Source organism: Serratia sp. 14-2641 (assembly GCF_001692375.1).
In the GTDB taxonomy this organism is placed as follows: Bacteria; Pseudomonadota; Gammaproteobacteria; order Enterobacterales; family Enterobacteriaceae; genus Chania; species Chania fonticola_C.
In genome coordinates this window covers 65307-89182 of sequence record NZ_LXKR01000088.1, presented here as the reverse complement: position 1 = coordinate 89182, position 23876 = coordinate 65307, and the positions used below count along the sequence as shown (strand labels likewise).

At 52.7% G+C, this 23876-nt stretch carries 18 protein-coding genes; 7 read left to right on the top strand and 11 right to left on the bottom strand.

The annotated features are described in order from the left end of the window. Nucleotides 1–189: 189 nt before the first annotated feature. Nucleotides 190–2433, top strand: a complete 2244-nt coding sequence (locus A6U95_RS25735; protein WP_065686556.1) for an EAL domain-containing protein — start codon at nucleotides 190–192, stop codon at nucleotides 2431–2433. Between the two features lie 231 nt (nucleotides 2434–2664). Here A6U95_RS25735 and ppx read toward each other — a convergent pair whose 3' ends face one another. Both ppx and ppk1 read right to left on the bottom strand, forming a co-directional pair. Beyond that, nucleotides 2665–4224 carry an exopolyphosphatase gene (gene ppx / locus A6U95_RS25730; RefSeq protein WP_065686555.1) on the bottom strand — a complete coding sequence of 520 codons (1560 nt, stop codon included), beginning with the start codon at nucleotides 4222–4224 and terminating at the stop codon, nucleotides 2665–2667. A gap of 10 nt (nucleotides 4225–4234) precedes the next feature. Next, nucleotides 4235–6298, bottom strand: a complete 2064-nt coding sequence (gene ppk1, locus A6U95_RS25725; protein ID WP_065686554.1) for a polyphosphate kinase 1 — start codon at nucleotides 6296–6298, stop codon at nucleotides 4235–4237. 255 nt (nucleotides 6299–6553) lie between these two features. On the opposite strand from ppk1, the gene A6U95_RS25720 reads away from it, so the two are divergent. From A6U95_RS25720 to pstB, 3 genes are read left to right on the top strand one after another with little or no spacing between them, the layout of a single operon-like run. Then, nucleotides 6554–8713 carry an ABC transporter permease subunit gene (locus tag A6U95_RS25720; protein ID WP_065686553.1) on the top strand — a complete coding sequence of 720 codons (2160 nt, stop codon included), beginning with the start codon at nucleotides 6554–6556 and terminating at the stop codon, nucleotides 8711–8713. After that, nucleotides 8710–10362 carry a phosphate ABC transporter permease PstA gene (gene pstA, locus A6U95_RS25715; protein WP_065686552.1) on the top strand — a complete coding sequence of 551 codons (1653 nt, stop codon included), beginning with the start codon at nucleotides 8710–8712 and terminating at the stop codon, nucleotides 10360–10362. Before A6U95_RS25720 ends, pstA begins: the two co-directional genes overlap by 4 nt. A 28-nt stretch (nucleotides 10363–10390) precedes the next feature. Beyond that, on the top strand, nucleotides 10391–11203 hold the full coding sequence (gene pstB / locus A6U95_RS25710) for a phosphate ABC transporter ATP-binding protein PstB (RefSeq protein WP_065686551.1): 813 nt from the start codon (nucleotides 10391–10393) through the stop codon (nucleotides 11201–11203). A 12-nt stretch (nucleotides 11204–11215) separates the two neighbouring features. On the opposite strand, the gene A6U95_RS25705 is transcribed toward pstB, so the two are convergent. Next, nucleotides 11216–11956 (bottom strand): polymer-forming cytoskeletal protein, encoded by a 741-nt coding sequence (locus A6U95_RS25705; RefSeq protein WP_083196466.1) that lies wholly within the window; start codon nucleotides 11954–11956, stop codon nucleotides 11216–11218. Between the two features lie 310 nt (nucleotides 11957–12266). Here A6U95_RS25705 and A6U95_RS25700 point away from each other — a divergent pair, with 310 nt between their 5' ends. Then, nucleotides 12267–12773 carry a DUF1993 domain-containing protein gene (locus A6U95_RS25700; protein WP_024527053.1) on the top strand — a complete coding sequence of 169 codons (507 nt, stop codon included), beginning with the start codon at nucleotides 12267–12269 and terminating at the stop codon, nucleotides 12771–12773. A 42-nt stretch (nucleotides 12774–12815) separates the two neighbouring features. On the opposite strand, the gene speG is transcribed toward A6U95_RS25700, so the two are convergent. The 3 genes from speG to purM all read right to left on the bottom strand — a co-directional run bounded on the left by speG (nucleotide 12816) and on the right by purM (nucleotide 15161). Beyond that, entirely contained in the window at nucleotides 12816–13373 is a 558-nt protein-coding gene (gene speG / locus A6U95_RS25695; protein WP_065686550.1) for a spermidine N1-acetyltransferase, read from the bottom strand. 112 nt (nucleotides 13374–13485) lie between these two features. Continuing rightward, nucleotides 13486–14124 carry a phosphoribosylglycinamide formyltransferase gene (gene purN / locus A6U95_RS25690; RefSeq protein WP_065686549.1) on the bottom strand — a complete coding sequence of 213 codons (639 nt, stop codon included), beginning with the start codon at nucleotides 14122–14124 and terminating at the stop codon, nucleotides 13486–13488. Then, nucleotides 14124–15161, bottom strand: coding sequence for a phosphoribosylformylglycinamidine cyclo-ligase (gene purM / locus A6U95_RS25685; protein ID WP_024527056.1), 1038 nt, complete (start codon nucleotides 15159–15161; stop codon nucleotides 14124–14126). The genes purN and purM overlap by 1 nt, the downstream gene beginning before the upstream one ends. 255 nt (nucleotides 15162–15416) lie before the next feature. Here purM and upp point away from each other — a divergent pair, with 255 nt between their 5' ends. After that, nucleotides 15417–16043 (top strand): uracil phosphoribosyltransferase, encoded by a 627-nt coding sequence (gene upp, locus A6U95_RS25680; protein WP_024484908.1) that lies wholly within the window; start codon nucleotides 15417–15419, stop codon nucleotides 16041–16043. A gap of 120 nt (nucleotides 16044–16163) precedes the next feature. Continuing rightward, the gene (gene uraA / locus A6U95_RS25675; RefSeq protein ID WP_065686548.1) at nucleotides 16164–17453 is read left to right on the top strand and encodes a uracil permease; all 1290 of its coding nucleotides are present in this window, start codon (nucleotides 16164–16166) and stop codon (nucleotides 17451–17453) included. A 202-nt stretch (nucleotides 17454–17655) separates the two neighbouring features. Here uraA and A6U95_RS25670 read toward each other — a convergent pair whose 3' ends face one another. The 5 genes from A6U95_RS25670 to A6U95_RS25650 form a co-directional block, all read right to left on the bottom strand. Continuing rightward, the gene (locus tag A6U95_RS25670) at nucleotides 17656–18156 is read right to left on the bottom strand and encodes a hypothetical protein (protein ID WP_065686547.1); all 501 of its coding nucleotides are present in this window, start codon (nucleotides 18154–18156) and stop codon (nucleotides 17656–17658) included. Further along, complete coding sequence (locus A6U95_RS25665) at nucleotides 18146–18940, bottom strand: winged helix-turn-helix domain-containing protein (protein WP_158006243.1); 795 nt, start codon at nucleotides 18938–18940, stop codon at nucleotides 18146–18148. The genes A6U95_RS25670 and A6U95_RS25665 overlap by 11 nt, the downstream gene beginning before the upstream one ends. A 203-nt stretch (nucleotides 18941–19143) precedes the next feature. Next, nucleotides 19144–19908: a winged helix-turn-helix domain-containing protein gene (locus tag A6U95_RS25660; protein ID WP_065686545.1), complete on the bottom strand. Its 765-nt coding sequence runs from the start codon at nucleotides 19906–19908 to the stop codon at nucleotides 19144–19146. A 224-nt stretch (nucleotides 19909–20132) separates the two neighbouring features. Next, the gene (locus A6U95_RS25655) at nucleotides 20133–21284 is read right to left on the bottom strand and encodes a fimbrial protein (RefSeq protein ID WP_065686544.1); all 1152 of its coding nucleotides are present in this window, start codon (nucleotides 21282–21284) and stop codon (nucleotides 20133–20135) included. A gap of 2 nt (nucleotides 21285–21286) precedes the next feature. Further along, complete coding sequence (locus A6U95_RS25650; protein ID WP_065686543.1) at nucleotides 21287–23845, bottom strand: fimbria/pilus outer membrane usher protein; 2559 nt, start codon at nucleotides 23843–23845, stop codon at nucleotides 21287–21289. Nucleotides 23846–23876 lie beyond the last annotated feature (31 nt).

Below are 23876 nucleotides of genomic sequence, written 5' to 3'. Positions count from 1 at the left end.
TATTAATTGATCGTGGTCAAATCTTAAGCTATCGCAGAGAATAGAATTCACAGCCATTCTTGATGCTGGAACCGGATGTCTCAGCTTGTTCCCAGAATGGTTCTGTGGTGGGATCGGATCCTGCCTTTTCTGCGATTTAAAACGCTTAAGCGACGAAGTGAATCACGCCTTAGCGGATACAGTGTCTTGATGGGTATTTTAAAGTTCTGGAATAATTTACGTGACCGTTGGTGGGGGCAGCCTATAGTGCTGAGCCTGCTACTGGTGCCGCTTGCAGGCTGGCTATCGCCACGCCTGATGCTGCCTGATGGCAAAGTGTATCTGGTCTATCTACCGCTGGCGGTCTGTTTTTCTTTGCTGATGGTTTATGACTGGCGTGCCATGCCAGGCATCGCTTTGGCTATCCTTATCCGCTACTCCAACCGTTCCGGCAATGATGTCGACGTGATCATGACGTTGCTGTATGTGGGATGTCTGAGCATTTGCTGGTGGGGCTATCGCTGCCAGTCGCAGCGCCGCTGGTGTGTGGGGCTCACCGAGTTGAAGCTGGGTAAATACCGGCTGATCTGGCTGGTACTGATGCCGCCAGTGCTGTTTATATTTGGTTTACAGCTGGTTATCGGTCTCGATTTGTTGCCGGACGAACTCGGCATGCTTTCCGGTAGCGGTAATCACCTACACGCACTGATCAATTTCCAGGCCATCCTGATTGGCTGCCTGTCTTCCATGCAGTTGTTCTATTTCGCCTTACGGATCATCAAGAATCCCAAATTTGCCCGCGTACTGTTGGGAAGGATCCGCCGTGAGATGGCGCCGTCGGTCAAAAAGAGTGAACTGCAACTGTGGTTGGTGGTGCTGATTGCCTTGGTGGTGGTACTTGCCTACCACACGGCAGATACCAACGCGATGCAGGTGCCCGACTACAGCCTGACGCTGCTACTGCCGGTGATGCTGTATAGCGCTATGCGCTTTGGTTACCTGTTCAACTGTATTATCTGGGCAGCAACCCTGCTGGTGTTGTTCTTTAACTATCCGGGTTATGTGCAATGGGACAGCCTGCTGCATAACCTGACCATGATCTCGTCAATGATGCTGGCGTTCACCCTCAGTATTTTGCTGACTTCTGCGGTGCATACTCGCCAGCGGATGGATCATGCCAAGGCGCAAAATGCCTCACTGAAAGATCCGGTCATCGGCTTACCCAACCTGCGCGCATTGAAGCGCGATCTGGCCAAGGTGCCGCGTTCTACGCTGTGCTTCCTGCGGATTTCCGAGCTGGATTTGCTCAGCCGGAACTATGGCATGCAGTTGCGCATCCGCTTCAAACAGAAGCTGGCGAGCAGCCTGCGCACGGTGCTGGAGGAAGGGGAAGACGTCTATCACCTGCCGGGGTACGATCTGGTGCTGCGGCTCAACGGTTCTGACGGTGAGGCCCGGGTGGCCAAAATCCAGAGTACGCTGGAGAAGTTTCGTCTGGTGTGGAACGGTCTGCCAATCCATCCACCGCTGGGAATTAGCTACTGTGGAGTCTATTCGGAAGTGGAACACCTGCATCTGTTACTGGGGGAATTGAGCTCGTTGGCGGAAATGTCGCTGACCAGCGGCCGGCCTGAAAACGTGCAGAATGGTCATCATGTGGTGCAGGATGAAATCAAGCGCAAAGTCGCTTTGTTACACTGGGTGCAACGCTCGCTAGATAACGACGGTTTCATGTTGATGGCTCAACCGATTGTCGGGATTCGCGGCGATTCTTACCATGAGATCCTGCTGCGTATGCTGGATGATGAAGGTAACGTCATTCCTCCCAACGAATTTCTACCGGTGGTGCATGAATTTGGTTTGGCTTACCAGTTGGATATGTGGGTACTGCGCCAAACCCTGCAGTTTATGCAGCTCCATCGCGAAGGTATGCCTAGCGCGCGCTTTGCAGTGAATCTGTCACCGTCCTCGCTATGTCGCCCAAGCCTGTGCCAAGACGTGCGCGATGCCCTGCGGCAATACCAGATTGAGCCTTATCAACTGGTGCTGGAGGTGACGGAGTCTCATCTGGTGCAGGATGTGAAATATGCCAAGAACTCGCTGAAAGAGCTGCGTCAGTTAGGTTGTCGCATTGCCCTGGATGATTTTGGCACCGGCTATGCCACCTACGATCGCCTGAAGGAGCTGCATGTCGATATCTTGAAGATCGATGGCAGTTTTGTGCAGGACATGCTGACCAGCAAGGTGGATTACCAGATCATTTCGTCAATCTGTAAGGTGGCGCTGATGAGGAGGTTGTCGATTGTGGCGGAATACGTCGAGTCGGCCGAGCAGCGCGATGCGCTTAAAAGTCTGGGCGTGGATTATATGCAGGGCTACTTTATCGGTAAACCCCAGTTGTTGGCGTCTCTAGTGCCGATGGAGGCACTGCCGGAAGACGAAGAGTCTGACTGAGAGTATGCCCCTCACCCTAACCCTCTCCCACAGGGAGAGGGGACCGATCGAGTACGCTGATTTTTCTGCGTCATACTCCATCCGCGTTCTTCTTACTCCGTAGATACCGAAGCAGCACACGCCAACCTAGCACCCCAACCCGCTCCCTGTGGGAGAGGGTTGGGGTGAGGGGAACAAACGGCTGGATACTTCATTAGGATCCCAATCAAAACATACTGAATACGGTGTGGGTTAGGCCGCAGGTTTTGTGTCTGCGTCCTGCTCGCCTTCTTCTTCTATCACCAGTTTCCAGCCAACCACGTCATTCCAGTATTCCTGCTCACGCTCGAAATCGAGCTGTACCAGGTTGTTCTGCGTCAGATAGCCTACCGGGAAGCGCAGCGTCCAGTGATTATCATCGGTTGTCAGGCGCAGAGTTTCCGGTGTAGTGGTGGCCTGACGCTGATTGTTAAGCAGGGTGCTGAGGCGTAACAACTGGATCAGCGGCAGATAATATTTCTTCTTGAACAGGTTCAAGCGGGGTAACTCTTCGAGCTTGATCGCTTTACGCTGGAAGCGCACCAGCGCCGACAGCAGCAACTGCTGTTCCTGGTTGAAGCCCGGCAGGTTGGTATTTTGCAGAATATAGGCGGAGTGGCGGTGCATACCGCTATGGTTGATGCTCAACCCCACCTCATGCAGCATGGCGGCCCATTTCAACAGCGCTTCCAACTGTGGCTGCACCAGTTTGGTATTTTGCGCCATCCACTGAGCGTACAACAGCTCGGTGGTATCGAGCACGCGCTTGGCCTGCTCGCGGTCAATATTATAGTGATCGGCCAGGCTTTTGGCCGTGCGGCTGCGAATATCCTGGTGGCGGAAGCGGCCTTCCATTTCATACAGCACGCCTTCTCGCAGGGCACCGTCGGACAGACGCAGATCGCGGATTGCCAGTGCATCAAATACCCCACACAGGATCGCCAGCCCCGGCACAAATACCGATTGACGATCTTCCGACAGGCCCGGCAGGCTCAGGGCGCTGAAGTTTTTAAACTGCAACACCTGCTCAACCAGCAACTCCAGCCGTTCAAGGGTAATCAAACCGTCTTTTTCACCCATGGCCACCAAAACTTCGTGGGCGGCCTTGATGGTGCCAGATGCCCCCAAAGCATATTGCCAGCCCTGGATGCGGTATTGCCAGGCCAGGGTTTCCAATTTTTGTGCGGCGGCCAGGCGTGCTCGTTTAAAGTTGGTTTTGCTGATCTCCCCTTCAGGGAAGAACAGGTGGGCAAAGCTCACGCAACCCATGCGGCGGCTCTCTGCCAGCAGAGGCTCGAAATCCTCCCCGATCACCAGTTCGGTAGAGCCACCGCCGATGTCGATCACCAGCTTGCGGCCTTTTTCCGGCTGAGTATGTTCGACCCCCATAAAAATCAGACGGGCCTCTTCCTGCCCGGCGATAATTTCGATTGGATAAGGGATCACTTTTTCCGCCCGCTTGAGGAACACCTCGGCATTCACCGCCTGACGCAGGGTGTGGGTACCCACTATAGTAACGTTATCCGCCGGGAAACCCTGTAATCGCTCGGCAAACAGCGCCAGGCAGGCCAGGCCCCGCTCCATGGCTTCTTCACTGAGCACGTTTTCGCTGTCCAATCCATCGGCAAGGTGTACCCGCTGTTTTAAACGGCCTAACACCTGTAAGGCGCCGTTAACGACGCGGGCGATCACCATATGGAAACTGTTCGAGCCAAGATCGATGGCAGCGATTTCCTGTGGCTTATTATTGGTTGCAGTGCTTTTTAGCGGCATAGTGGCTGGCCTAGTTGTCCGGTTGTTCCAGAGCTTTTAAATACTCATAAATGGCCACCTGTGCACGTACCTTGCGGCGATTGCCACGCGGTACATACTGGTTGCTCAGTTCTTTATCGATATAACGGGCCTTGACCGTATCGCTAAACAGCAGCTCCAGAATATCCAGAACGCGCTGCTTGAGCGCCGGATCCAGCAGCGATACTGCTACTTCGATACGGTAATCTATGTTACGGGTCATCCAGTCGGCGGAAGAGAGATAAACCCGTTTGTCACCTTTGTTTTCGAAAACGTACACCCGATCGTGTTCCAGAAAACGGTCGACGATGCTGATAACCTGAATATTGTCACTAATTCCCGGCAGGTTGGGGATCAGCGAACACATGCCGCGCACCAACAGACGGATTTTCACGCCGGCAGCGGCAGCGGTATATAACCGATCTACCAGCCCTTTATCCACCAGATTATTTATTTTCAACATAATAGCGGCGTTTTCACCGGCTAATGCGTTGGCAATTTCACGATCGATCAGATCGTACAGCATGCGGCGGGAGTTCTGCGGCGAAACCATCAGGTTGTCGAAGGAGACCGGCCGGTACGGATTTTCAATAAAATTGAATACCCGGCGTACTTCGTTAGTGATGCGTGAATCGGCGGTCAGCAGCGAGTAGTCGGTGTAGATACGGGCGGTTTTTTCGTTAAAGTTGCCGGTACCAATATGAGCATAGCGCACAATATCGTCACCTTCACGGCGCGAGATTAGGAATAGTTTGGCGTGAATTTTCAGCCCCGGCGCGGAGAAGATCACGTGCACCCCGGCCTCGGTCAAGCGTTTGGCCCAGTGGATGTTGGCCTCTTCGTCGAAGCGTGCCTGTAGCTCCACCACCACGGTCACTTTCTTGCCGTTATGCGCCGCATGGATCATCGATTCGATAATGCGTGAGTCTTTGGCTACCCGATAGATATTGATTTTTATCGCCAGCACGCTGGGATCGAACGACGCCTGGCGCAGCAACTCCAGCACGTGTTCAAAGGTGTGGTACGGGTAGTACAGCAGCACGTCTTTTTCGCGGATGGCATCGAAGCCGTTGCGGAATTTATCGAACCAGATATGCCGCAGGCGCGGTAGCGGGCGGTTGACCAGATTGGCCTTGCCGACGTTCGGGAAGCTGATGAAGTCTTTAAAATTGTGGTAACGGCCACCGGCAATCACCGAGTCGTAGTTGGAAATCCCCAGCTTGTTACGCAGCAGTTCCACCATCTCGTTGGGCATATCGCGCTGATACACAAAGCGTACCGGCTCGGCGGTCAGGCGCTGTTTCAGGCTCGACGACATCAGTTCCAACAGGCTGGATTCCATTTCGGTCACCAGATCGTATTCTGCATCGCGCGTCATTTTCATCGAATAGGCGTTGAGCGCGTCATAGTCGAAGAAGCCCTTGAAGATGTCGTCCAGGCAATAGCGCAGGATGTTATCCAGCAGGATCATTGGCTTGCGTCGGCGGGGGGCTTCCGGCGGCAGATTGACGAAACGGGGCACTTTGTCGGACGGAATTTCCAGTAACGCATAATCGATGCGTGTACCGCGAATGATCTCCACCGCCAGATAGGTGTAATCGTCCTTCAGGAACTGCACCAGATTGGTGTCGTGATTGATCAGGATCGGCGTGATGTGCTGGCGCAAATGATGCTTGAAGTATTGCCGCAGCCAGATTTGCTGGTTCTCTGACACCTGGCGCTCGTTGATCAGGAAGATCTGGTTGCGCGCCATCTCCAGCAGCAGATCGTTGTACAGGCTGTCGAACTCCTGATCGGTCTTCAGCACCTTGGCCTGAATTTTTTTCAGCAAATGACGTGAAGCGCCACCTGAACCCTGTTCTTCGCTGATCAAGATGCGCCGTTTCAGATCGGCAAAGCGGACTTTATAGAATTCGTCCAGGTTATTGGAGTAAATGCCCAGAAATCGCATGCGCTCAATCAAGGGATTGCTCTTATCTGCGGCTTCCTGCAACACGCGTTCATTAAAGGATAACCAGCTTAATTCTTTGTCGATGTAGAGCTTTTCCTGACCCATTGCTACTCCAGTTCAATTTTAGAAAAGGATCGGACTTATCGCCGAATACCGCTCTAGTGTCCTTCTTCATTATTGCGAGAGATTGACAACAATGTCCAACATATCTGCGGAGTTATCCCGCCGCATTGCCCGCCGCAAATTGTTATTCCTCTATCATGGCACCCGGTAACTTTGTCATGCAAACGTCACAAAACTGACATAAGATGCCCGGTTATCTTTGGGTGCAAGCCCGACAACGGAACCGACGACAGGCAAATGGCACAGACAACGCTTAACCAACATCCCCGGGATCGCCTGCGTGCGCACGTTGATCGTGGCGTACAAGGGGCCGTGACCGTCAGCGGGCTGCTGGTATTGATGACGCTGATGCTGATCTTTGTCTATCTCTTGCTTTCGGTTCTACCGCTGTTTAAACCGGCCTCGCTAGGCACTTCGCGCGTATTGCCAATGAGCTACAGCTCCCCAGCGCTGGCCATCGGGATGGACGTCCAGCAGCGTATTGGTTATCGCATCGATCGCCAGGGGGAAGGGCATTTTTATCCGTTGCAGGCACCGAGCAATAACCCTGCACAGCAAACGCTATTGAGCCAGCCTACATTATTGGCTCAGGCGGTTGGAGAGCGCGACCTGTTTGCCCTGGCGCGTGCGGATGGCAGATTGATGGTTGCCCAGGCCGATTTTGCACCGGCGGGCGGTGGTGAACCACAGTGGCGCTTTCCACTAGGGCAGGAGCCATTGGCGTTTGATCCCCATGGGCATGCACTGACATTGCTAAGCCTGGCACAAGTCCGCCGCGGCAACTTCCTGCTGGCGGCGGTAACGGACGACAACCGGTTGCTGTTTGGGCGTTTCAGCCCGACGCTTCAGGGCCACCCCACGGAAATCCCTTTGGAAGCCGCGCCACAACAACTGTTGCTAACGCCGGATGGCCGCCAGCTTTATCTGTTAACCGGCAACCAACTGGCCCGCTATCAGATTGAAGGGGCACAGCCGCAGCTGCGAGAGACGCGAACCTTGGGTGAACATCCTCCCTATCGCCTGACGGCGTTGCCAGGGGGGAGCGCATTATTGATCCAGGCTGGCGACGGTAGCCTGCGTGAATGGTTTGACGTGGAGAAAAACCAGCGCTACCAGTTAGCACCGATACAGCAATTTGCCCATCAGACTACCACGCAGGAGTTGTTGGTCGCCGAGCCGTATCGGCGGGTATTCGCCACCTTGCAGCCGCAGGGCGAGTTCGCCTTGTTTTCCAGTATTCAGTCCAAGCCGTTGCTCAAGGACAAGCTTCCCGCCAACGTACAACAGATGGCGTTTGCCCCGCGTGGCGACGGTCTGTTGCTGGAAACGGCCCAGGGTTGGCAGCATTATGCTGTGGATAATCTCTATCCAGACGTCACCTGGCGTTCACTGTGGCAGCGGCTGTGGTATGAGAACTACCCTGAGCCGGCCTATGTGTGGCAATCCACCTCGGGTGAAGATAGCTACCAGGCTAAATTCAGCTTGATGCCGGTGATCTTTGGCACCTTCAAGGCGGCGGCGTACTCCATGTTATTCGCCATCCCGCTGGCGTTGGCCGGGGCGATTTATACCGCCTGCTTTATGTCGGCAGGGTTAAGGCGGGTCGTCAAACCGGCGGTCGAGGTGATGGGCGCGTTGCCAACGGTGGTGATTGGGCTGGTGGCCGGTATCTGGCTGGCACCGATGATCGAGCGTTATCTGCTGGCCGTGTTGGCTTTGCCGTTCTTGTTGGCAGGGGTCGTGCTGTTATGCAGTTGGCTGGTTAACCGATTTACGAGGCGGCCTTGGTCACCGGGTTGGGATTTACTGTTGCTGTTACCGGTGGTGGTGCTGACCGTTTGGCTGGCGCTTGCCGTAGGACCTTGGCTGGAGCTTAAGCTGTTTGGTGAACCGCTGCATTTCTGGTTGGGTGAGGACTTCGATCAGCGCAACACGTTGGTGGTGGGTGTGGCGATGGGCTTCGCACTGGTGCCGATTATCTTTTCGCTGGCAGAGGATGCGTTGTTCAGTGTGCCAGCCTCGCTTAGCCGGGGTTCATTGGCCCTGGGGGCCACCCAGTGGCAAACCGTATTGCGCGTGGTGTTGCCTTCCGCCAGCTCCGGTATTTTCTCTGCGCTGATGATCGGTTTTGGCCGCGCGGTGGGGGAAACCATGATCGTGCTGATGGCCACCGGCAACACGCCGCTGATCGACGGCAGCCTGTTCCAGGGCTTACGGGCGATGGCGGCCAATATCGCCATCGAAATGCCAGAGGCCGTCACGGGCAGCAGCCATTATCGGGTCCTGTTCCTGACCGCGCTGGTGCTGTTTATCTTTACCTTTGTGTTTAACACGCTGGCGGAGGCGGTACGTTTACGCTTGCGTAAGCGCTATACGCTGAACCAGGAGACACCATGAGAAGCTGGGTGAAAAGCGGCTCCCCGTGGATTTGGCTGACGGCGGCATCGGTGGCCATCAGCCTGCTGGCGCTGATCGGCATTTTACTGCTGCTGGCCGGGCAGGGGACACGGTATTTCTGGCCCAGCCCAGTCAATCAGTTCGAGCTGAATCAGACGGCCGCAGGCCCGGTATCGGTGGTGGGCGAGCTATATCAACGGCAAACGATCTCGCGCCAGCAATTGCAAGACGCCGGTGTTGCGTTGCCCCCAGGGGAAGCGCAGAGCTTTATCCGCTACCTGATCAAAGTGGGGAACCGGGAAAGCGAAGGGCAGGATTTCCGTACTTTGCTGGCCAGTGACGTCAGTAGAATGACTACCCCTCGCGATTTATTGGTGTTGGAGCGTAACAGCAATGGCACCGCGTACGGCTACCTGGCTGGCTTACTGGAAGATGGTCAACCATTGACCGGCAGCGATCTGAGCCAGGCGTTGCAACAGCGCTTGCCGCAGATTGCTGCGCTGACGCGACAGGCGCGTGATATTCAGTTCCGCGACATGGCACGGATTAACGAACAGTTTGAGCATTTACGCCTGCATGAAAAGAGTCTGCAGCGTGAGAATAAGCTGGATGCGCGCTGGCAAGCCTCTATCCGTGCCGAGCGGCAGGAGTTGCAACGCCAATACCGCCAGTTTGCAGGCAAACTGCAAGGGTTGGAACGCGATCGCCAGCGTGATGCCTTGCTGCTGCGCGACATGCATGGGCAGGTTCATACCATTCCCCTGAGCCAGGTGCGCGATGCCTGGTATCCGAACGACATGAGCAGCGGGCAGAAGCTGGCGCATTGGACCAAGCAAGTACAAAAATTCCTGACCGACAGCCCGCGGGAAGCCAATACCGAAGGGGGCGTGTTCCCGGCGATCTTTGGTACCGTGTTGATGGTGATCCTGATGTCGATCGTGGTGATGCCGTTTGGCGTGATTGCCGCCGTCTATCTGCACGAGTATGCCGGTAATAATCTGCTGACGCGGCTGATCCGCATCTCCGTAGTGAATCTGGCGGGGGTGCCATCGATCGTCTACGGGGTATTTGGTCTTGGGTTCTTTGTCTATATAGTAGGGGGGTCGCTCGATCGGCTGTTTTATGCCGACTCCTTGCCGAACCCGACGTTCGGCACACCGGGCGTACTGTGGGCCGCATTGACCCTGGCATTGCTGACCTTGCCGGTGGTGATTGTCGCTACTGAAGAAGGGTTGTCGCGTATTCCCGTTTCGTTGCGCCAGGGATCATTGGCTCTGGGAGCCACCCGGGCGGAAACTCTCTGGCGGATCGTGCTGCCGATGGCGGCACCGGCGATGATGACCGGCCTGATCCTGGCCGTAGCACGTGCGGCGGGGGAAACGGCACCGCTGATGCTGGTTGGCGTAGTGAAATCGGTACCGGTGCTGCCGGTGGACGATATTTTCCCCTATTTGCACCTGGAACGTAAATTCATGCACCTGAGCTTCCAGATCTACGATATGGCATTTCAGAGCCCCAGCGTAGAAGCAGCGCGGCCACTGGTGTTTGCCACGGCATTCCTGCTGGTGTTAATTGTCGTTGGGTTGAACCTGACGGCAATGGGTATTCGGCATTCGCTAAGGGAACGGTATAAAGCATGGTCGCAATAACAAGGTTAAATCTTTTGGGGAGTGCCAAATGAGTCTGATAACGCCGGGCAGCCTACCTCGGTTGGACGTCCAGCATCTTGCCGATGAGCATACCGCGCTGGCGGTCAACGGCCTGGATTTGTTTTATGGTGACAAGCAGGTGCTGCACAATATTTCCCTGCGTATTCCCAAACACCGAGTGACGGCGCTGATCGGTCCTTCTGGCTGCGGCAAGTCGACACTGTTGCGCTGCTTTAATCGCATGAACGATCTGGTGGATCGCTGCCGGATTGACGGCGAACTGCAACTTAATGGCGAAACCATTTCCGGCCCGCAGATTGACGTTGCCGCTTTGCGGCGGCGCGTGGGCATGGTATTTCAGCGGCCAAACCCGTTCCCGAAATCGATCTACGAAAACGTGGTTTACGGCCTGCGCTTACAGGGCGTCCGTGACAGGCGCATTCTGGATGAAGCCGTGGAGCGTTCCTTACGTGCCGCCGCGCTGTGGCATGAGGTGAAAGATCGGTTACGGGAAAATGCGTTCCGCCTATCCAGCGGCCAACAACAGCGGTTGGTGATTGCACGGGCGATCGCGGTTGAACCGGAAGTGTTGCTGCTCGATGAGCCGACCTCTGCGCTGGATCCGATTTCCACCTTAACCATCGAGGAATTGATTTCGGTGCTGAAACAGCGCTACAGCGTGGTGCTGGTGACCCACAACATGCAGCAGGCAGCGCGGGTTTCCGACTATACGGCGTTTATCCACCAGGGGACGCTGGTGGAATATAACGATACCGACGCGATTTTCACTTCGCCACGCCAACGCCGTACAGAGGATTACATTACTGGCCGCTATGGCTGACGGGCGAGGAGCTTAATTGGCATGCTTGCTCGGCTGCGGGGTCGGTTGTTCCTGCTGTTCAGGTTCAACCTTTTTCAGTGCGGTCACTTTTGCCTGAGCGGGCTGGGCCTGTGGAGGCGTTTTTTGCATCAACTGCGACTGGCCAATAAACAGGCCGCCTTTCTCGATGGAGATTTCGTCGGCGAAAATATCACCGCGCATGCTGCCCTTCGGCTGGATTGACAGCGAGTCGGCGAAGCAACGGCCTTCAACGGGGCCATTGATCATGATTTGCTGGGCGCGGATCTCGCCTTTGACATGGCCGCTGGTTTCAATGCGCACCATGTGGCTGCAAATGATGTTTCCCTCAACCCGGCCTTCGACAATGATATTGCCATCGCCTTCGATCACACCGGTGAACAGCGCACCATTGGAGATAAAGGTGTCCTTCTTGGCACGGATTGGCTTGATGGCGTCGGCAACTTCAGGCAGGGCGTTTGGCTCAGAGTGAGCAGCCGGCTGAGGCACGGGCTGATCGATCAGCTCCTGCGCTTTTTCCTCATTAACGGCTTTATTTTTCTTATTGAATGACAGCATTTGATCCATCCTTGTTATTTTGTAGATAAACGCCAGCGTTGCCAACAGTGCCAGGACCAAGGCGGCCAGCAGCGCGCGTTTTAAGTAGATACCGGTGAAGCTGATCCCTGTCAGCCAGAGAACGATGGACAGTGTCCATAATCCCCATATACACCATAATAAGTTGTAATTACGCATGTTTTTCAGGCCGTTAGAAGTCCATTCGCCGCGAAAGTGCGGGATGCCAGGCGGCAGCCAGCGTGACGGTTCCTGCAGGGCTATCCGTAGTAGCGAGTGATGATACCTAATAATGCGAGCTAATTCACCACTCGCTTGGCCAACCAAGGATATTCTCAAAGGGGCATGAAAATTGACTATTTATATGATTTTTAATGTTAAATAGATTTTTTGCATGAATATGGGATGCGGACACACTCTGTCAAACAACTCAACGACATTACTCCGGCAACCGGCGTAAGATGGCTGGTCACTCACATCTGGAGGTTGTATGTCTTTATCGATTTATGCCCATTCCCCATTACAGTTTGTCCGTGGTTTGCAGATCCTGTCGGCGTTACTGAAAAAAGGTGAGCAGTTCTTGCAGCAGAAGCAGCAGGCTGAAAGCGTGCTGTTAGAAGCTCGACTGGCGCCAGATATGTTTCCACTGCTGCGGCAAGTACAAATTGCCAGCGATGCTGCCAAAGGCGCAGTGGCCAGATTAGCCGGGCAGGAAGTACCGTCCATGCCGGATAACGAAGCCAGCTTTGCCGAACTGTACCAGCGTATCGAAAAAACCATCGCCTATGTGCAGGGCTTCCAGGCGGCAGATTTTGCCGAGGCCGATGACCGCAACATTGAGATTAAAAGCAAAACGCGTGACTTCCACTTCACCGCGCAAGATTTCCTGCTGACTTTCGCCATCCCCAACTTTTATTTCCACCTGACCACCGCCTATAACATCCTGCGTAATCAGGGTGTGGAAGTGGGAAAATGGGATTATCTGGGCGCGAAGTAATTCTGCATCTTTCGGGGAGAATAATATCTCCCCGACTGGCTGTTATTTAATCAATGGATTATCACCAGACTGGGCAGTCTTGAACTTCGCCAAATACTGCGGCTGGAAGATGCACATGCGCAGCACGGTGCGGTATGCACCGCTAACGAAGAATTCGTCAATCAATTCGCCTTCGACCTCAAAGCCCAGCTTGCTGTAAATATGGATCGCCTTCGGGTTTTCTTTATCGACGATCAAATACAGCTTATACAGGTTAAGTACCGAGAAGCCGTAGTCCATCGCCAGTTTGGCGGCGGTGCTGGCGTAGCCTTTGCCCTGATGCGCCGGATCGATGATGATCTGGAATTCGGCGCGGCGGTGGATATGGTCGATCTCTACCAGTTCAACCAGCCCGACCTTGGCCCCTTCATGCTCGATGATAAAACGCCGTTCGCTCTGATCGTGAATGTGTTTATCGTACAGATCGGAAAGCTCGACAAAGGCTTCATAAGGTTCTTCGAACCAGTAGCGCATGACGCTGGCGTTGTTATCCATCTGGTGAACAAACGCCAGATCTTCCCGCTCCAGCGGGCGCAGCCTGACGTTGGTGGTACTCGACATACATTCTCCTAGGTATCAGTAATCTGGCAAAAGTATAACCCCAGGAGCAGATTCAAGGCGAAAAAAAACGGCGCCGTGAAAGGCACCGTTTAGATTGCGGTTAAATTGCGGATCAGTCGGCGGCATAACCTTGCGCTGGCAGGCGTTCATCGTCCAGCCAGGCGGCGTTATCGCGCATTGCCAGCCGCCCTTCAATAAACCAGCTCACTACCAGAGGGTATATGGTGTGTTCCTGGGTCTGCACCCGCTCAATGATCTCATCTTCCTCGTCACCAGGGAAGATCGGTACCTTGGCTTGCAGGATCACCGGGCCACCGTCGAGCTGCTCCGTGACGAAATGCACCGAAGTGCCATGTTCGGCGTCGCCGTTGTCGATAGCCTGACGATGGGTATGCAACCCAGGGTATTTCGGCAGCAGGGAAGGGTGGATATTCAGCATGCGCCCGGCATAGTGCTGCACAAAGGCGTTGCTGAGAATGCGCATATAACCGGCCAGCACCACGAGATCGGGTTGGTATTGGTCGATAGCCTGCGCCAACGCGGCGTCAAAGGCTTCGCGATCGGCAAAGGCTTTGGCATCCAGCGCTTGAGCGGCAATGCCAGCCTCTTCGGCACGCTGCAGGCCATAAGCCTGCGCGTTATTGCTGAATACCGCCACGATAGTGGCGGCGATCCGGCCCTGTTGGCAGGCATCGATCAGTGCTTGGAGATTACTCCCCTGGCCGGAGACCAACACCACAATCTTTTTCATCACTGGATGACCACTTGTTGTTCGTCAGAAGAAGCGGTCAGTTTACCAATCTGCCAGGCTTTTTCACCCGCGGCGGTCAATATGGCGATGGCTTTTTCTACCGACTCCTGTGGCAGCGCAATCACCATACCGACACCGCAGTTAAAGGTACGGTACATTTCATGACGGCTCACGTTGCCTGCCTGTTGCAACCAACTAAACACGGCAGGCCACTGCCAGCTCGACTCGTCGATCACCGCCTGCATCCCTTCTGGCAACACACGTGGGATGTTTTCCCAGAAGCCGCCACCGGTCAGGTGAGCAATCGCGTGCACTTCCACTTTCTCGATCAATTCCAGTACCGATTTGACGTAAATCCTGGTCGGCTCGAGCAGATGATCTGCCAGCGGTTTGCCTGCCAGGTCAGTGGTGGTGGGGTCGGTCTTGCTCACTTCGAGGATCTTGCGCACCAGCGAATAACCGTTGGAGTGCGGGCCTGAAGCGCCCAGAGCGATCAGCGCATCGCCGGACTGTACTTTGCTGCCGTCGATGATTTCGGATTTCTCAACCACGCCCACGCAGAAACCAGCGACGTCATAGTCTTCACCGTGGTACATGCCGGGCATTTCGGCGGTCTCGCCACCCACTAACGCACAGCCGGACTGTTTACACCCTTCGGCAATCCCGGTGATCACGCTGGCGGCGGTATCCACATCCAGCTTGCCGGTAGCGAAGTAATCGAGGAAGAACAAGGGTTCAGCGCCCTGAACCACCAGATCGTTAACACACATCGCCACCAGATCGATACCGATGGTGTCGTGGCGTTTTAAATCCATCGCCAGACGCAGCTTGGTACCCACGCCGTCGGTGCCGGAAACCAGTATCGGCTCGCGGTATTTTTGCGGCAACGCGCACAGGGCGCCAAAACCGCCCAGTCCACCCATCACTTCCGGGCGGCGGGTCTGTTTCACTACACCTTTGATGCGGTCTACCAATGCGTTGCCAGCATCGATATCGACACCTGCGTCTTTATAGCTGAGAGAGGTTTTGTCGGTCACTGCGCGATCCCCACGACGGTTTGCGGTTTGAGAACGGTGCTTCCGGCGGTGGTGCCGGAACCAGGCGCGGCAATTCTAACAGCGCAAGCAAACGTTTGCGAGAACCATGTGAGCCCGCTCGAACTTTTCGTCTTCTATACTGTTGATCACGCTTTTGTTGATCTCGATCCGGCTATTGGTAGTGGCGTCGGAAGCAAAAGGCGGTATAATCCGGCGATTTTTTTGGCCGTCAACCACCTTAATAGGAGAAAAATGATGAAGATCGTTGAGGTGAAACACCCGCTGGTTAAGCACAAGCTTGGTCTGATGCGCGAACACGATATCAGCACCAAACGCTTTCGTGAGCTGGCTTCTGAAGTGGGTAGTTTGCTGACCTATGAAGCGACCGCCGATCTGGTGACAGAGAAAGTTACCATCGAAGGTTGGTGTGGGCCGGTTGAAGTTGAGCAGATTAAAGGGAAAAAGATTACCGTAGTGCCAATCCTGCGTGCCGGTCTGGGCATGATGGAAGGGGTGCTGGAGCACGTACCGAGCGCTCGTATCAGCGTGGTTGGGGTTTATCGTGATGAAGAAACCCTGGAGCCGGTCCCTTATTTCCAGAAACTGGTTTCCAACATTGACGAGCGCATGGCGCTGGTGGTTGACCCAATGCTGGCTACCGGTGGTTCGATGATCGCCACTATCGACCTCCTGAAGAAAGCCGGTTGCAGCAGCATTAAGGTGCTGGTGCTGGTTGCCGCTCCTGAAGGGATCGCCGCGCTGGAGAAAGCGCATCCAGATGTTGAGTTGTATACCGCTTCGATCGATCAATGTCTGAATGACAAAGGGTACATCGTGCCTGGCCTGGGTGATGCAGGCGATAAGATATTTGGTACCAAATAATAAATAAGCCGACCTGAGAGTCGGCTTTTTAATGCCCTTTGGATTGCCAACCCTGACAATCCATTGAGCATTGATCACCAAGCCAACACAACTGATATTAACTCAGAGGAAAAACACCCCATGACCCGTCGCGCCATCGGCGTTAGTGAACGCCCGCCGCTGTTCCAGACCATCCCACTCAGCTTCCAGCATCTGTTTGCCATGTTCGGGGCCACCGTGCTGGTGCCGATCCTGTTCAAGATCAACCCGGCGACGGTACTGCTGTTTAACGGCGTGGGGACATTGCTATATCTGTTTATCTGTAAGGGCAAGATACCGGCCTATCTGGGCTCCAGCTTTGCGTTTATTTCACCGGTGTTGCTGCTGTTGCCGCTGGGGTATGAGGTTGCACTGGGTGGCTTTATCATGTGCGGCGTGCTGTTCTGCCTGGTCGCGCTGATCGTCAAGAAAGCCGGAACCGGCTGGCTGGACGTGATGTTTCCGCCTGCGGCGATGGGCGCAATCGTTGCCGTCATCGGTTTGGAGCTGGCGGGCGTGGCGGCCAACATGGCTGGGCTGTTACCGGCGGAAGGCACCTCCGCAGACAGCACGACCATCACTATTTCACTGGTGACGCTGGGTGTTACCGTATTAGGCTCGGTGCTTTTCCGCGGTTTCCTGGCGATTATCCCGATCCTGATTGGTGTGTTGGTAGGCTATGCGCTGTCGTTCTTTATGGGCGTGGTGGATCTGACGCCAATCCGTGACGCACACTGGTTTGCCTTGCCGACCTTCTACACGCCGCGCTTTGAGTGGTTTGCCATCTTCACCATTCTGCCTGCGGCATTGGTGGTAATTGCTGAGCACGTTGGTCACCTGGTAGTCACGGCAAACATCGTTAAAAAAGATCTGCTGCGCGATCCTGGCCTCCACCGCTCAATGTTTGCCAACGGGATTTCCACCGTGATCTCCGGCTTCTTCGGCTCTACGCCTAACACCACCTATGGTGAGAACATCGGTGTTATGGCCATTACCAAGGTTTACAGCACCTGGGTGATCGGTGGAGCGGCAATTCTGGCCATTCTGCTTTCTTGCGTAGGCAAGCTGGCGGCGGCGATCCAGGTGGTACCGGTGCCGGTAATGGGCGGTGTTTCCCTGTTGCTGTATGGCGTGATTGGCGCTTCGGGTATCCGCGTATTGATCGAGTCCAAGGTGGATTACAACAAGGCGCAGAACCTGATCCTGACCTCGGTGATCCTGATTATCGGCGTTAGCGGCGCGAAAGTGCATATCGGTGCAGCGGAGCTGAAAGGTATGGCATTGGCAACCATCGTCGGTATCGGTCTAAGCCTGCTGTTCAAATTGATTAGCCTATACCGCAAGGAAGAAGAAGTGATCGATGTGCCAGAAGAGCGACTGGACCAAAAATAATCGGCAAAGCTCTATTAGCTTGCTGATAGAGCGGGCCTGCTGATGATTGTGCCAATATTATTCACCTTAACGGTGGGAATATTGGCTTCATGGCCAGGCGATGTTTCTTGAGTGCTTCTAGGTCCCCTATAGCCTGCTTGCTGCAGGCTATAGGCACGGATAATTGGGCAACAGGCAAGTACTTCTGCCAACGGTTGCCTGGTTATAACCGATTACAGTAAAAGACCGGAATATCGGTTTCATAGATAAAGTACCCTTGCTTACCTGCCGGGCGTATGGTGTAGCCTGACAAACTGTTTATTTTAGAAAAAACATCTGGCACAATGCGTTTTTCGATATTTTCAGGGATGGTGTCTCGGGCATATTTATTGATATAGAGGGTTTTAAAAAAATACAAGCCATTATCGTCAACTTGGTAGCTGACGATGATATCACGTCTGATAAAGTAAGTGTTCTTCCCATCATTAAAGTTTGCAGTTATTGAGAACTTACCTCTTCCATCATCTTTATCGCTGTCGCCTTTTAAATTTATAATTATATTGTAGTTGGCGACTACTTCGGGGTTGGGTTTGTAAAATTTGTAATAAAGTTTAGTTTCGCAAGAGATAGTTTCTGTTTTGTTTTCAAAATAAAATAAGTAATACGCAGCGGCCAAAATAGCACTGGTCAAAATTACTAATGGAATAATGAATTTAGTTTTCATAGCCAGTCCAATGATATGATTTACAATTACTTCTAGCATTACCATCAATGCGATTATCACATAAGAAAATTGATTCTCTTTTGATTTCGGTATTCACAAAATAATACAAAGACTGGCTCTCTACGTTATTGCACTGTATGTTGTGAGTGTCAATTCTTGATTTGATATATGAGAGAGTGAGTTTCCCATCTTCTCCATAAATATCACAATGTTGATACTTCCCTATTAATGTGTAATCGACCTCTAAAGGTTCTTTGGCGTTGTAAATATAAATTGATGAGCCAATAATGAGGATGAAAACCATCGCCATAAAATAGATGCTGCGTTTTTTTATAAAACCGGTTTTTTTCTTTGGTAACTCATTGATTATTAATACCGGTTGTTCTTCCACCTGTTGCTGTTGTTCTTGATGATCTTCTTGTTTTACGTATTCAACTTCATCCTGAAAGGGCTCAATAGTAAATTCTTGCGGGATATTAAACCCGGAGCGCGGAGTTGTTTTAATAATATTTTTATCACACCCTAGTGAGCAAAGGTGTTTTCTCAGGATATAGATGTGCTGATATAGAGTATTAGTGCCTACAATAACGCCTTTCTGTCCCCAAATATCATCGATAAGCTCATCTGGAGAGACAATTTGATGTTCGGCATCAATGAGTTTTTGTAAACATTTAGCCGCAGGGTTAGAAAGCTTTACTTTTACTTCTGGCTCATTAAGGTTGAAAACTTCCCCGTGATCAATATTGTAAACTATCTTTTTATCTATCAAATAGTAACCAACCATCTCAATCCTCTGAGTAATGAATGCCACCCATAAGGATAGGATTATTCCCGGCGCATGTAAAGTCTTATCCCGATTTAATTTAACATATATATAGTGTCTAAGAGTAAACAGGCAACGTGCGGCGGCCAGGTACAGATGCATTGTTGCAGTAGAAAGTGCCGGAGGGGGATGCCCTTACTCCGGCTTCGCATATTGCACGTGTATCAGATGCGGGTGCAGTACAATAGAGTGGTATCGGTCTGACCTACCGGATAGCCTTGTTTTTCAACCCGGCATACCGTGTTACTTGATATACCATTCACGATATGTTTGCTTGGGCTTTGACATACGGGCTCTCTGCTGTGCGCTTTTGAATTGAGATAGGTCCAGGATACATTATCAGAGGAGCTATAGAGGGCACAGTTTCCATATTGATGCGAAAGCGAGTCATTATTTAACAGTTGGCGGTCGCTATTAACCAATAAAATGATTAGGCTGATAATAAACGGCATGAAATAAAATAGCTTATGCCACCCGGATGAGGTCTCAACCTGGGGGGGGATGTTTGCATTTACTGATAATCTCAGCAGATTATTGCTCACTTGTTCATGAATTGATGCGCGATTTTCTGTGCGTTGAAACTCATCTGCTATTCGCTCAATAGCAAAGTTTGTGGATATATTAAATCCGAGTTGTGGCGTGGTTTTAATAATCTCTCTATCTATCCCTAAAGCCCCGAAATTTTTTCTTAACATATAGATATGTTGATAAAGCGTATTCGGGCCGACAACCATTCCTTTTTGCCCCCAAATGTCCTTAACAAGAGCATCTTGTGAGATGATCTGATGCTTGGCATCAATCAGGATCCGTAAGCACTCGGCGCCAGGTTTTGACAGCTTTATTTTTACATCTGGTTTATTCAGCTTAAAAATGACACCCTCTACGCTATTGTAAACTATAGTTTTGTTAATCAGGTAATCATTGGTCATTTCAAGCTCCTTCATAGTAATAATAATCTGAAGGCGGTGAGTCTAGCATATAAAATATACTAGCCCACAGAAAGGATTGCGGAGATATAAGTATCATGATTAAAGCGCAGGGGAGATAAGGTCTGATGGGGTGTTTATTAGTCTCAAAAAAATGCCACCATAACTGGCGGCATTAGAAGGTTATAATTATCACTATTATTTAGCAAGGTGCTTTGGATAGCTTGCTAATAATAATTTATGGTGAATACCACCTTGCTGTCTGCTTTGCCTGGTGTCACTTTGTTCTCTGTTTTGATATACCTGGCTACCAAAGGAATTGTCAGACTGGTATTAGCACTATTGCTAACGGCTATCCGCTGCTCAGTACCGAGATTGAACAGGGTGTTGCTAGCTTTGTTACCCGAAGCAAGCTGGATACCGACGCCGTTGGCCGTGTTGTTTGAAGGTTCTAATTTGACGATACCGCTGGCAGCATTGATGTTGCCATATAATGCGGACAGCTTTAGCCCAATGGCATTACCGGTATATTTTAACCCAGAAATCGCGCCGGTTAAGTGGACCGTGTTAAAGGCATTATTGATATAACCGTAAAACCTTGGGCAGTTGGTCATTTTGATTGAGGCATCGCGCCATTCGCTGGAGCCTTTTGACATCATATCAAAGATATCCCAGGATCCAAGATCAACAGTATAATCCGGTACGCTGCAGGTTTGAGAGATGACCCTTAAACTGCCACTAAAGTTAACGGTATAGGGCTTCCATGAGTAAAGGACGGCGCTGCCGTTGGCAACGGTGTAATCGTTACGAATGACGGCGGTAGGTAAGGAGCTGCCGTTCAGGGTACCCGGTGTGATATTACCGGTTTTTATCAGTAACATCGTGATGGTGGTCCACACCTGTATATCACCAATGCTGGCTCGCGTTTCACTATACCATTGGAAGGGAGTGGCATTAAGACCCGTGTTGCCTCTGGCGATCACCACGCCAACGCCAGGGATATTGGTGTTGTAAATTTTTCCTGAATAAGTTCCCCCTTGCCAGCTGGAAAGCGACTGCGGCATTTTGGTGAGATAAATATATTGCCTGTCCGTATGCGGGCCGGTGCCATCACAAAGACCATGGGGCGCTTTGGCATAATCCTTGGTTGAGGTGATGTTTTGCCGATAAATGATGGACCCGAGGGGGAGTTCGTTACCCACGGTGATATTCCCTCCCTGCAAGGGAAAGGCATCGGTTCTGACCGGCACATTTATCTTACAGGTTAGCGCTAAACCAGCTGAACTGTAGGCAACCAGAACGACCAATAAGGCGTGCAAGCTATAGTTAGTTAAGGTCGTTCGAATGCTTTCAAGCCACCCGTTAGTAAACCTGTTCATTGTTAATCCTCCCGGCAGATTGAATCAAAGCGGATAATGTTTTTAATGGTCGAGCCTGGTTGTTTAGGCGGTAAAATATAATTCAGCTGGCAGTATTGACCCGGTTGGCTACCCCACTTGACCGTAAGCTGGTCCCGTTGCTTTTCTACCCGCGCATAGATTTGTCCCATCTGGCCAACGCTGCCGATGTTGTTTTTCACACTGTCGAACACTTCGGCCCCAAATGGCACCGCTTCGCCATTAGCGCGTTGTGCCATGATCAACAGCGGTGTCCCTTGTTGGGTTTTAAACGTCACCTTGCTCACCGCGCCTGCATGTGGGGCAACTTTGTCACTGGTATTTTCCAGCTCGACCTCGTACGGCATGCCTTTTGGATCGATGGTGATTTCATTCATCTCGTACGGGTTCAGATAAGGCACGGCGGCGTGTCCCCATGGATCGATACGCACCCCGGAATAGCCACCCACCTTGGCGCCGGTCGCCCCCTTGGCTTCAACCACGGCGAAGGTATCACCGGTATAAGGGGTCATGACGACGCCTTGCGGCCAGGCGATCATCGTGCCACTCAGCCCTGCCGACGCATTCTGGTAATGTCTTCCCGCGCCGTAAGTGGCGGTCATATGGGTGTAAGCTGAACGGTAACCGCCGTTGAGTGCCATGCTGCTGCCTCCTCCCTGGTTATAATGCATCGCGCTGGCGCCGTAGTTGTATTGGTAGTCTTCCCCGGCACTGCCAGAAATACCAACTTGTTGGCCACTTTGCCCCGTGGTGCTGTGATTCAGGCTGGCGCTCAGCGAGGGTAGATTGGCATTTTCTTTACGCCCTAATGGCATGCTGAGGTTCAGCAGCCAGTTGGTTTCCATCCCGCCCCGCATTCCGCGTACGCGCCCAGCGCTCAGGCTGTAGCTGATATCGCGATACTCGTTGCTGTAGCCCAGTTGATATTGAAGATCGGTATTGCCTTGATTCCAGTAATCCTGGGTATAACCGGTGACATACATTTGCCCCCAACCGGCTGGCAGCCCTTGATTCATGGTGATATTAAATCGGTTACGTGGCCGCCAGATATTGTCAGCCGACTGACCGCGCTGCTCGGCATCGATCGCCCGCATGGCGGTCATATAGTCGTAATAGCCGGAGGTTGAATAGCGATAGGCGGCGATGGTCAGGTTACTGTTGGTTGCCGGCAAGAACTTGCTGTAGCTCAACTGGAAGCTCTGCCCGCTGTTCATCCGCTCTTTGGTGCTTTCCAGATGGACTCGAGCCTGGCTGACATCGGCGGAGAACGCGCCAATCGAGGTGCTCAATGCTGCCCCCAATTGCAGCGCATAATAATCATTACTTGCCTGCAGGCCGCCGTAGCCGGTCAGGGTATTGGTCAGCCCGCGTTGATAAGTAGCCTGGACCAGAGTGGGTTTTGAGGACAGCGAGATATCATTGAGTTTACCCGCTACCACGTCGTAGTGGTGGGTGCCTGGGCGTAGCAACTGGGCGACTGACGCATAAGGAACCTGGAAGTTCTGCACGCTGCCGTCTGCTTCCTTAACCGTCACGTCCAGATTGCCGCCAAAGCCGGTCGGGTACAGGTCGTCAATCACGAAGGCCCCCGGCGATACCGTGGTTTCATAAATAACCAGACTGTTCTGGCGCACGGTGACCCGCGCATTGGTCCGCGCGATCCCACGGATATTGGGGGCATACCCGCGCTGGGAAGGGGCCAGCATGCGGTCGTCGTTGACTAGTTCAATCCCTCGGAATGGCAGGGTATCAAACACCTGTCCTTTGGTGCTGGTTTCCCCCAGGCGCACACGGCCCAAGATCGCCGGAATATCGCGCTCGACATAATTGTTGATCGACTGGTATTGCCCGCCTATCTTCTGCTGCCAGTTATAATTCCCATCGTGGCGGAAATACCAGGCGCCGATATTGATGCCAGCATTTATCCCGGTGTAGACCGAGTTGCTGGTTTCTCCACGTGAGTGCGTGGTATAGACGCTGGTGTTGTACCCTAACAGCAACGCAGGGATGCCCTTATCCCACAGCTCCGGGCTGACATAGCCGCGCGCGATATTTTGCATCATCGCCTGCGGGATGCTGATATCCAGGCGCTGTAACCCTGAGTCGAACGCCACCTGAGCCTGTGGGATCAGGTGGGTGAGTGGGTAGCAACTTTGTTCATTGCGTAGTGCCTCAGTAAAAGAGGTTGGCAGTTGGCTGTAGTTAAAGTTGATTTTTTTCAGGATGGCTGGTGACAAGCAAGGCAAGACTTGCTTATCCGCCTGCTCGACAAACAACACCTTTTCGTGCGTCGCCAATTCGCCGTTAACATAGATATCGGCAGGGTAGGTGCCCGGTGAAGCTGCTGCGCCGTGTTCAAAACGGGATAAATCAACCGCGTCTGCCTCAGACGAGCTTAGAAATATCGGGTCGAAACGCACGCCAGTTCCCGTAGGAGCATCGTTGCGCAAAATCGCTGGCGTATCTTCTGTGGCCTGGGCCGCAGGCATGACGGCCAACATTACCATGGTAGCCAATAGAGAATAATGGAATGGATGACGCATAGTAGATAAACAACCCTGTTTATATTTATCC

What these genes read in the sequence shown, in the direction of transcription:
- uraA (WP_065686548.1), top strand. Translation starts at nt 16,164, where the DNA reads ATGACCCGTCGCGCCATCGGCGTTAGTGAACGCCCGCCGCTGTTCCAG.
- A6U95_RS25720 (WP_065686553.1), top strand. Translation starts at nt 6,554, where the DNA reads ATGGCACAGACAACGCTTAACCAACATCCCCGGGATCGCCTGCGTGCG.
- purN (WP_065686549.1), bottom strand. Translation starts at nt 14,124, where the DNA reads ATGAAAAAGATTGTGGTGTTGGTCTCCGGCCAGGGGAGTAATCTCCAA.
- pstA (WP_065686552.1), top strand. Translation starts at nt 8,710, where the DNA reads ATGAGAAGCTGGGTGAAAAGCGGCTCCCCGTGGATTTGGCTGACGGCG.
- A6U95_RS25660 (WP_065686545.1), bottom strand. Translation starts at nt 19,908, where the DNA reads ATGACCAATGATTACCTGATTAACAAAACTATAGTTTACAATAGCGTA.
- A6U95_RS25735 (WP_065686556.1), top strand. Translation starts at nt 190, where the DNA reads ATGGGTATTTTAAAGTTCTGGAATAATTTACGTGACCGTTGGTGGGGG.
- A6U95_RS25705 (WP_083196466.1), bottom strand. Translation starts at nt 11,956, where the DNA reads ATGCGTAATTACAACTTATTATGGTGTATATGGGGATTATGGACACTG.
- upp (WP_024484908.1), top strand. Translation starts at nt 15,417, where the DNA reads ATGAAGATCGTTGAGGTGAAACACCCGCTGGTTAAGCACAAGCTTGGT.
- A6U95_RS25665 (WP_158006243.1), bottom strand. Translation starts at nt 18,940, where the DNA reads ATGGTTGGTTACTATTTGATAGATAAAAAGATAGTTTACAATATTGAT.
- A6U95_RS25670 (WP_065686547.1), bottom strand. Translation starts at nt 18,156, where the DNA reads ATGAAAACTAAATTCATTATTCCATTAGTAATTTTGACCAGTGCTATT.
- ppk1 (WP_065686554.1), bottom strand. Translation starts at nt 6,298, where the DNA reads ATGGGTCAGGAAAAGCTCTACATCGACAAAGAATTAAGCTGGTTATCC.
- A6U95_RS25700 (WP_024527053.1), top strand. Translation starts at nt 12,267, where the DNA reads ATGTCTTTATCGATTTATGCCCATTCCCCATTACAGTTTGTCCGTGGT.
- ppx (WP_065686555.1), bottom strand. Translation starts at nt 4,224, where the DNA reads ATGCCGCTAAAAAGCACTGCAACCAATAATAAGCCACAGGAAATCGCT.
- speG (WP_065686550.1), bottom strand. Translation starts at nt 13,373, where the DNA reads ATGTCGAGTACCACCAACGTCAGGCTGCGCCCGCTGGAGCGGGAAGAT.
- A6U95_RS25655 (WP_065686544.1), bottom strand. Translation starts at nt 21,284, where the DNA reads ATGAACAGGTTTACTAACGGGTGGCTTGAAAGCATTCGAACGACCTTA.
- pstB (WP_065686551.1), top strand. Translation starts at nt 10,391, where the DNA reads ATGAGTCTGATAACGCCGGGCAGCCTACCTCGGTTGGACGTCCAGCAT.
- A6U95_RS25650 (WP_065686543.1), bottom strand. Translation starts at nt 23,845, where the DNA reads ATGCGTCATCCATTCCATTATTCTCTATTGGCTACCATGGTAATGTTG.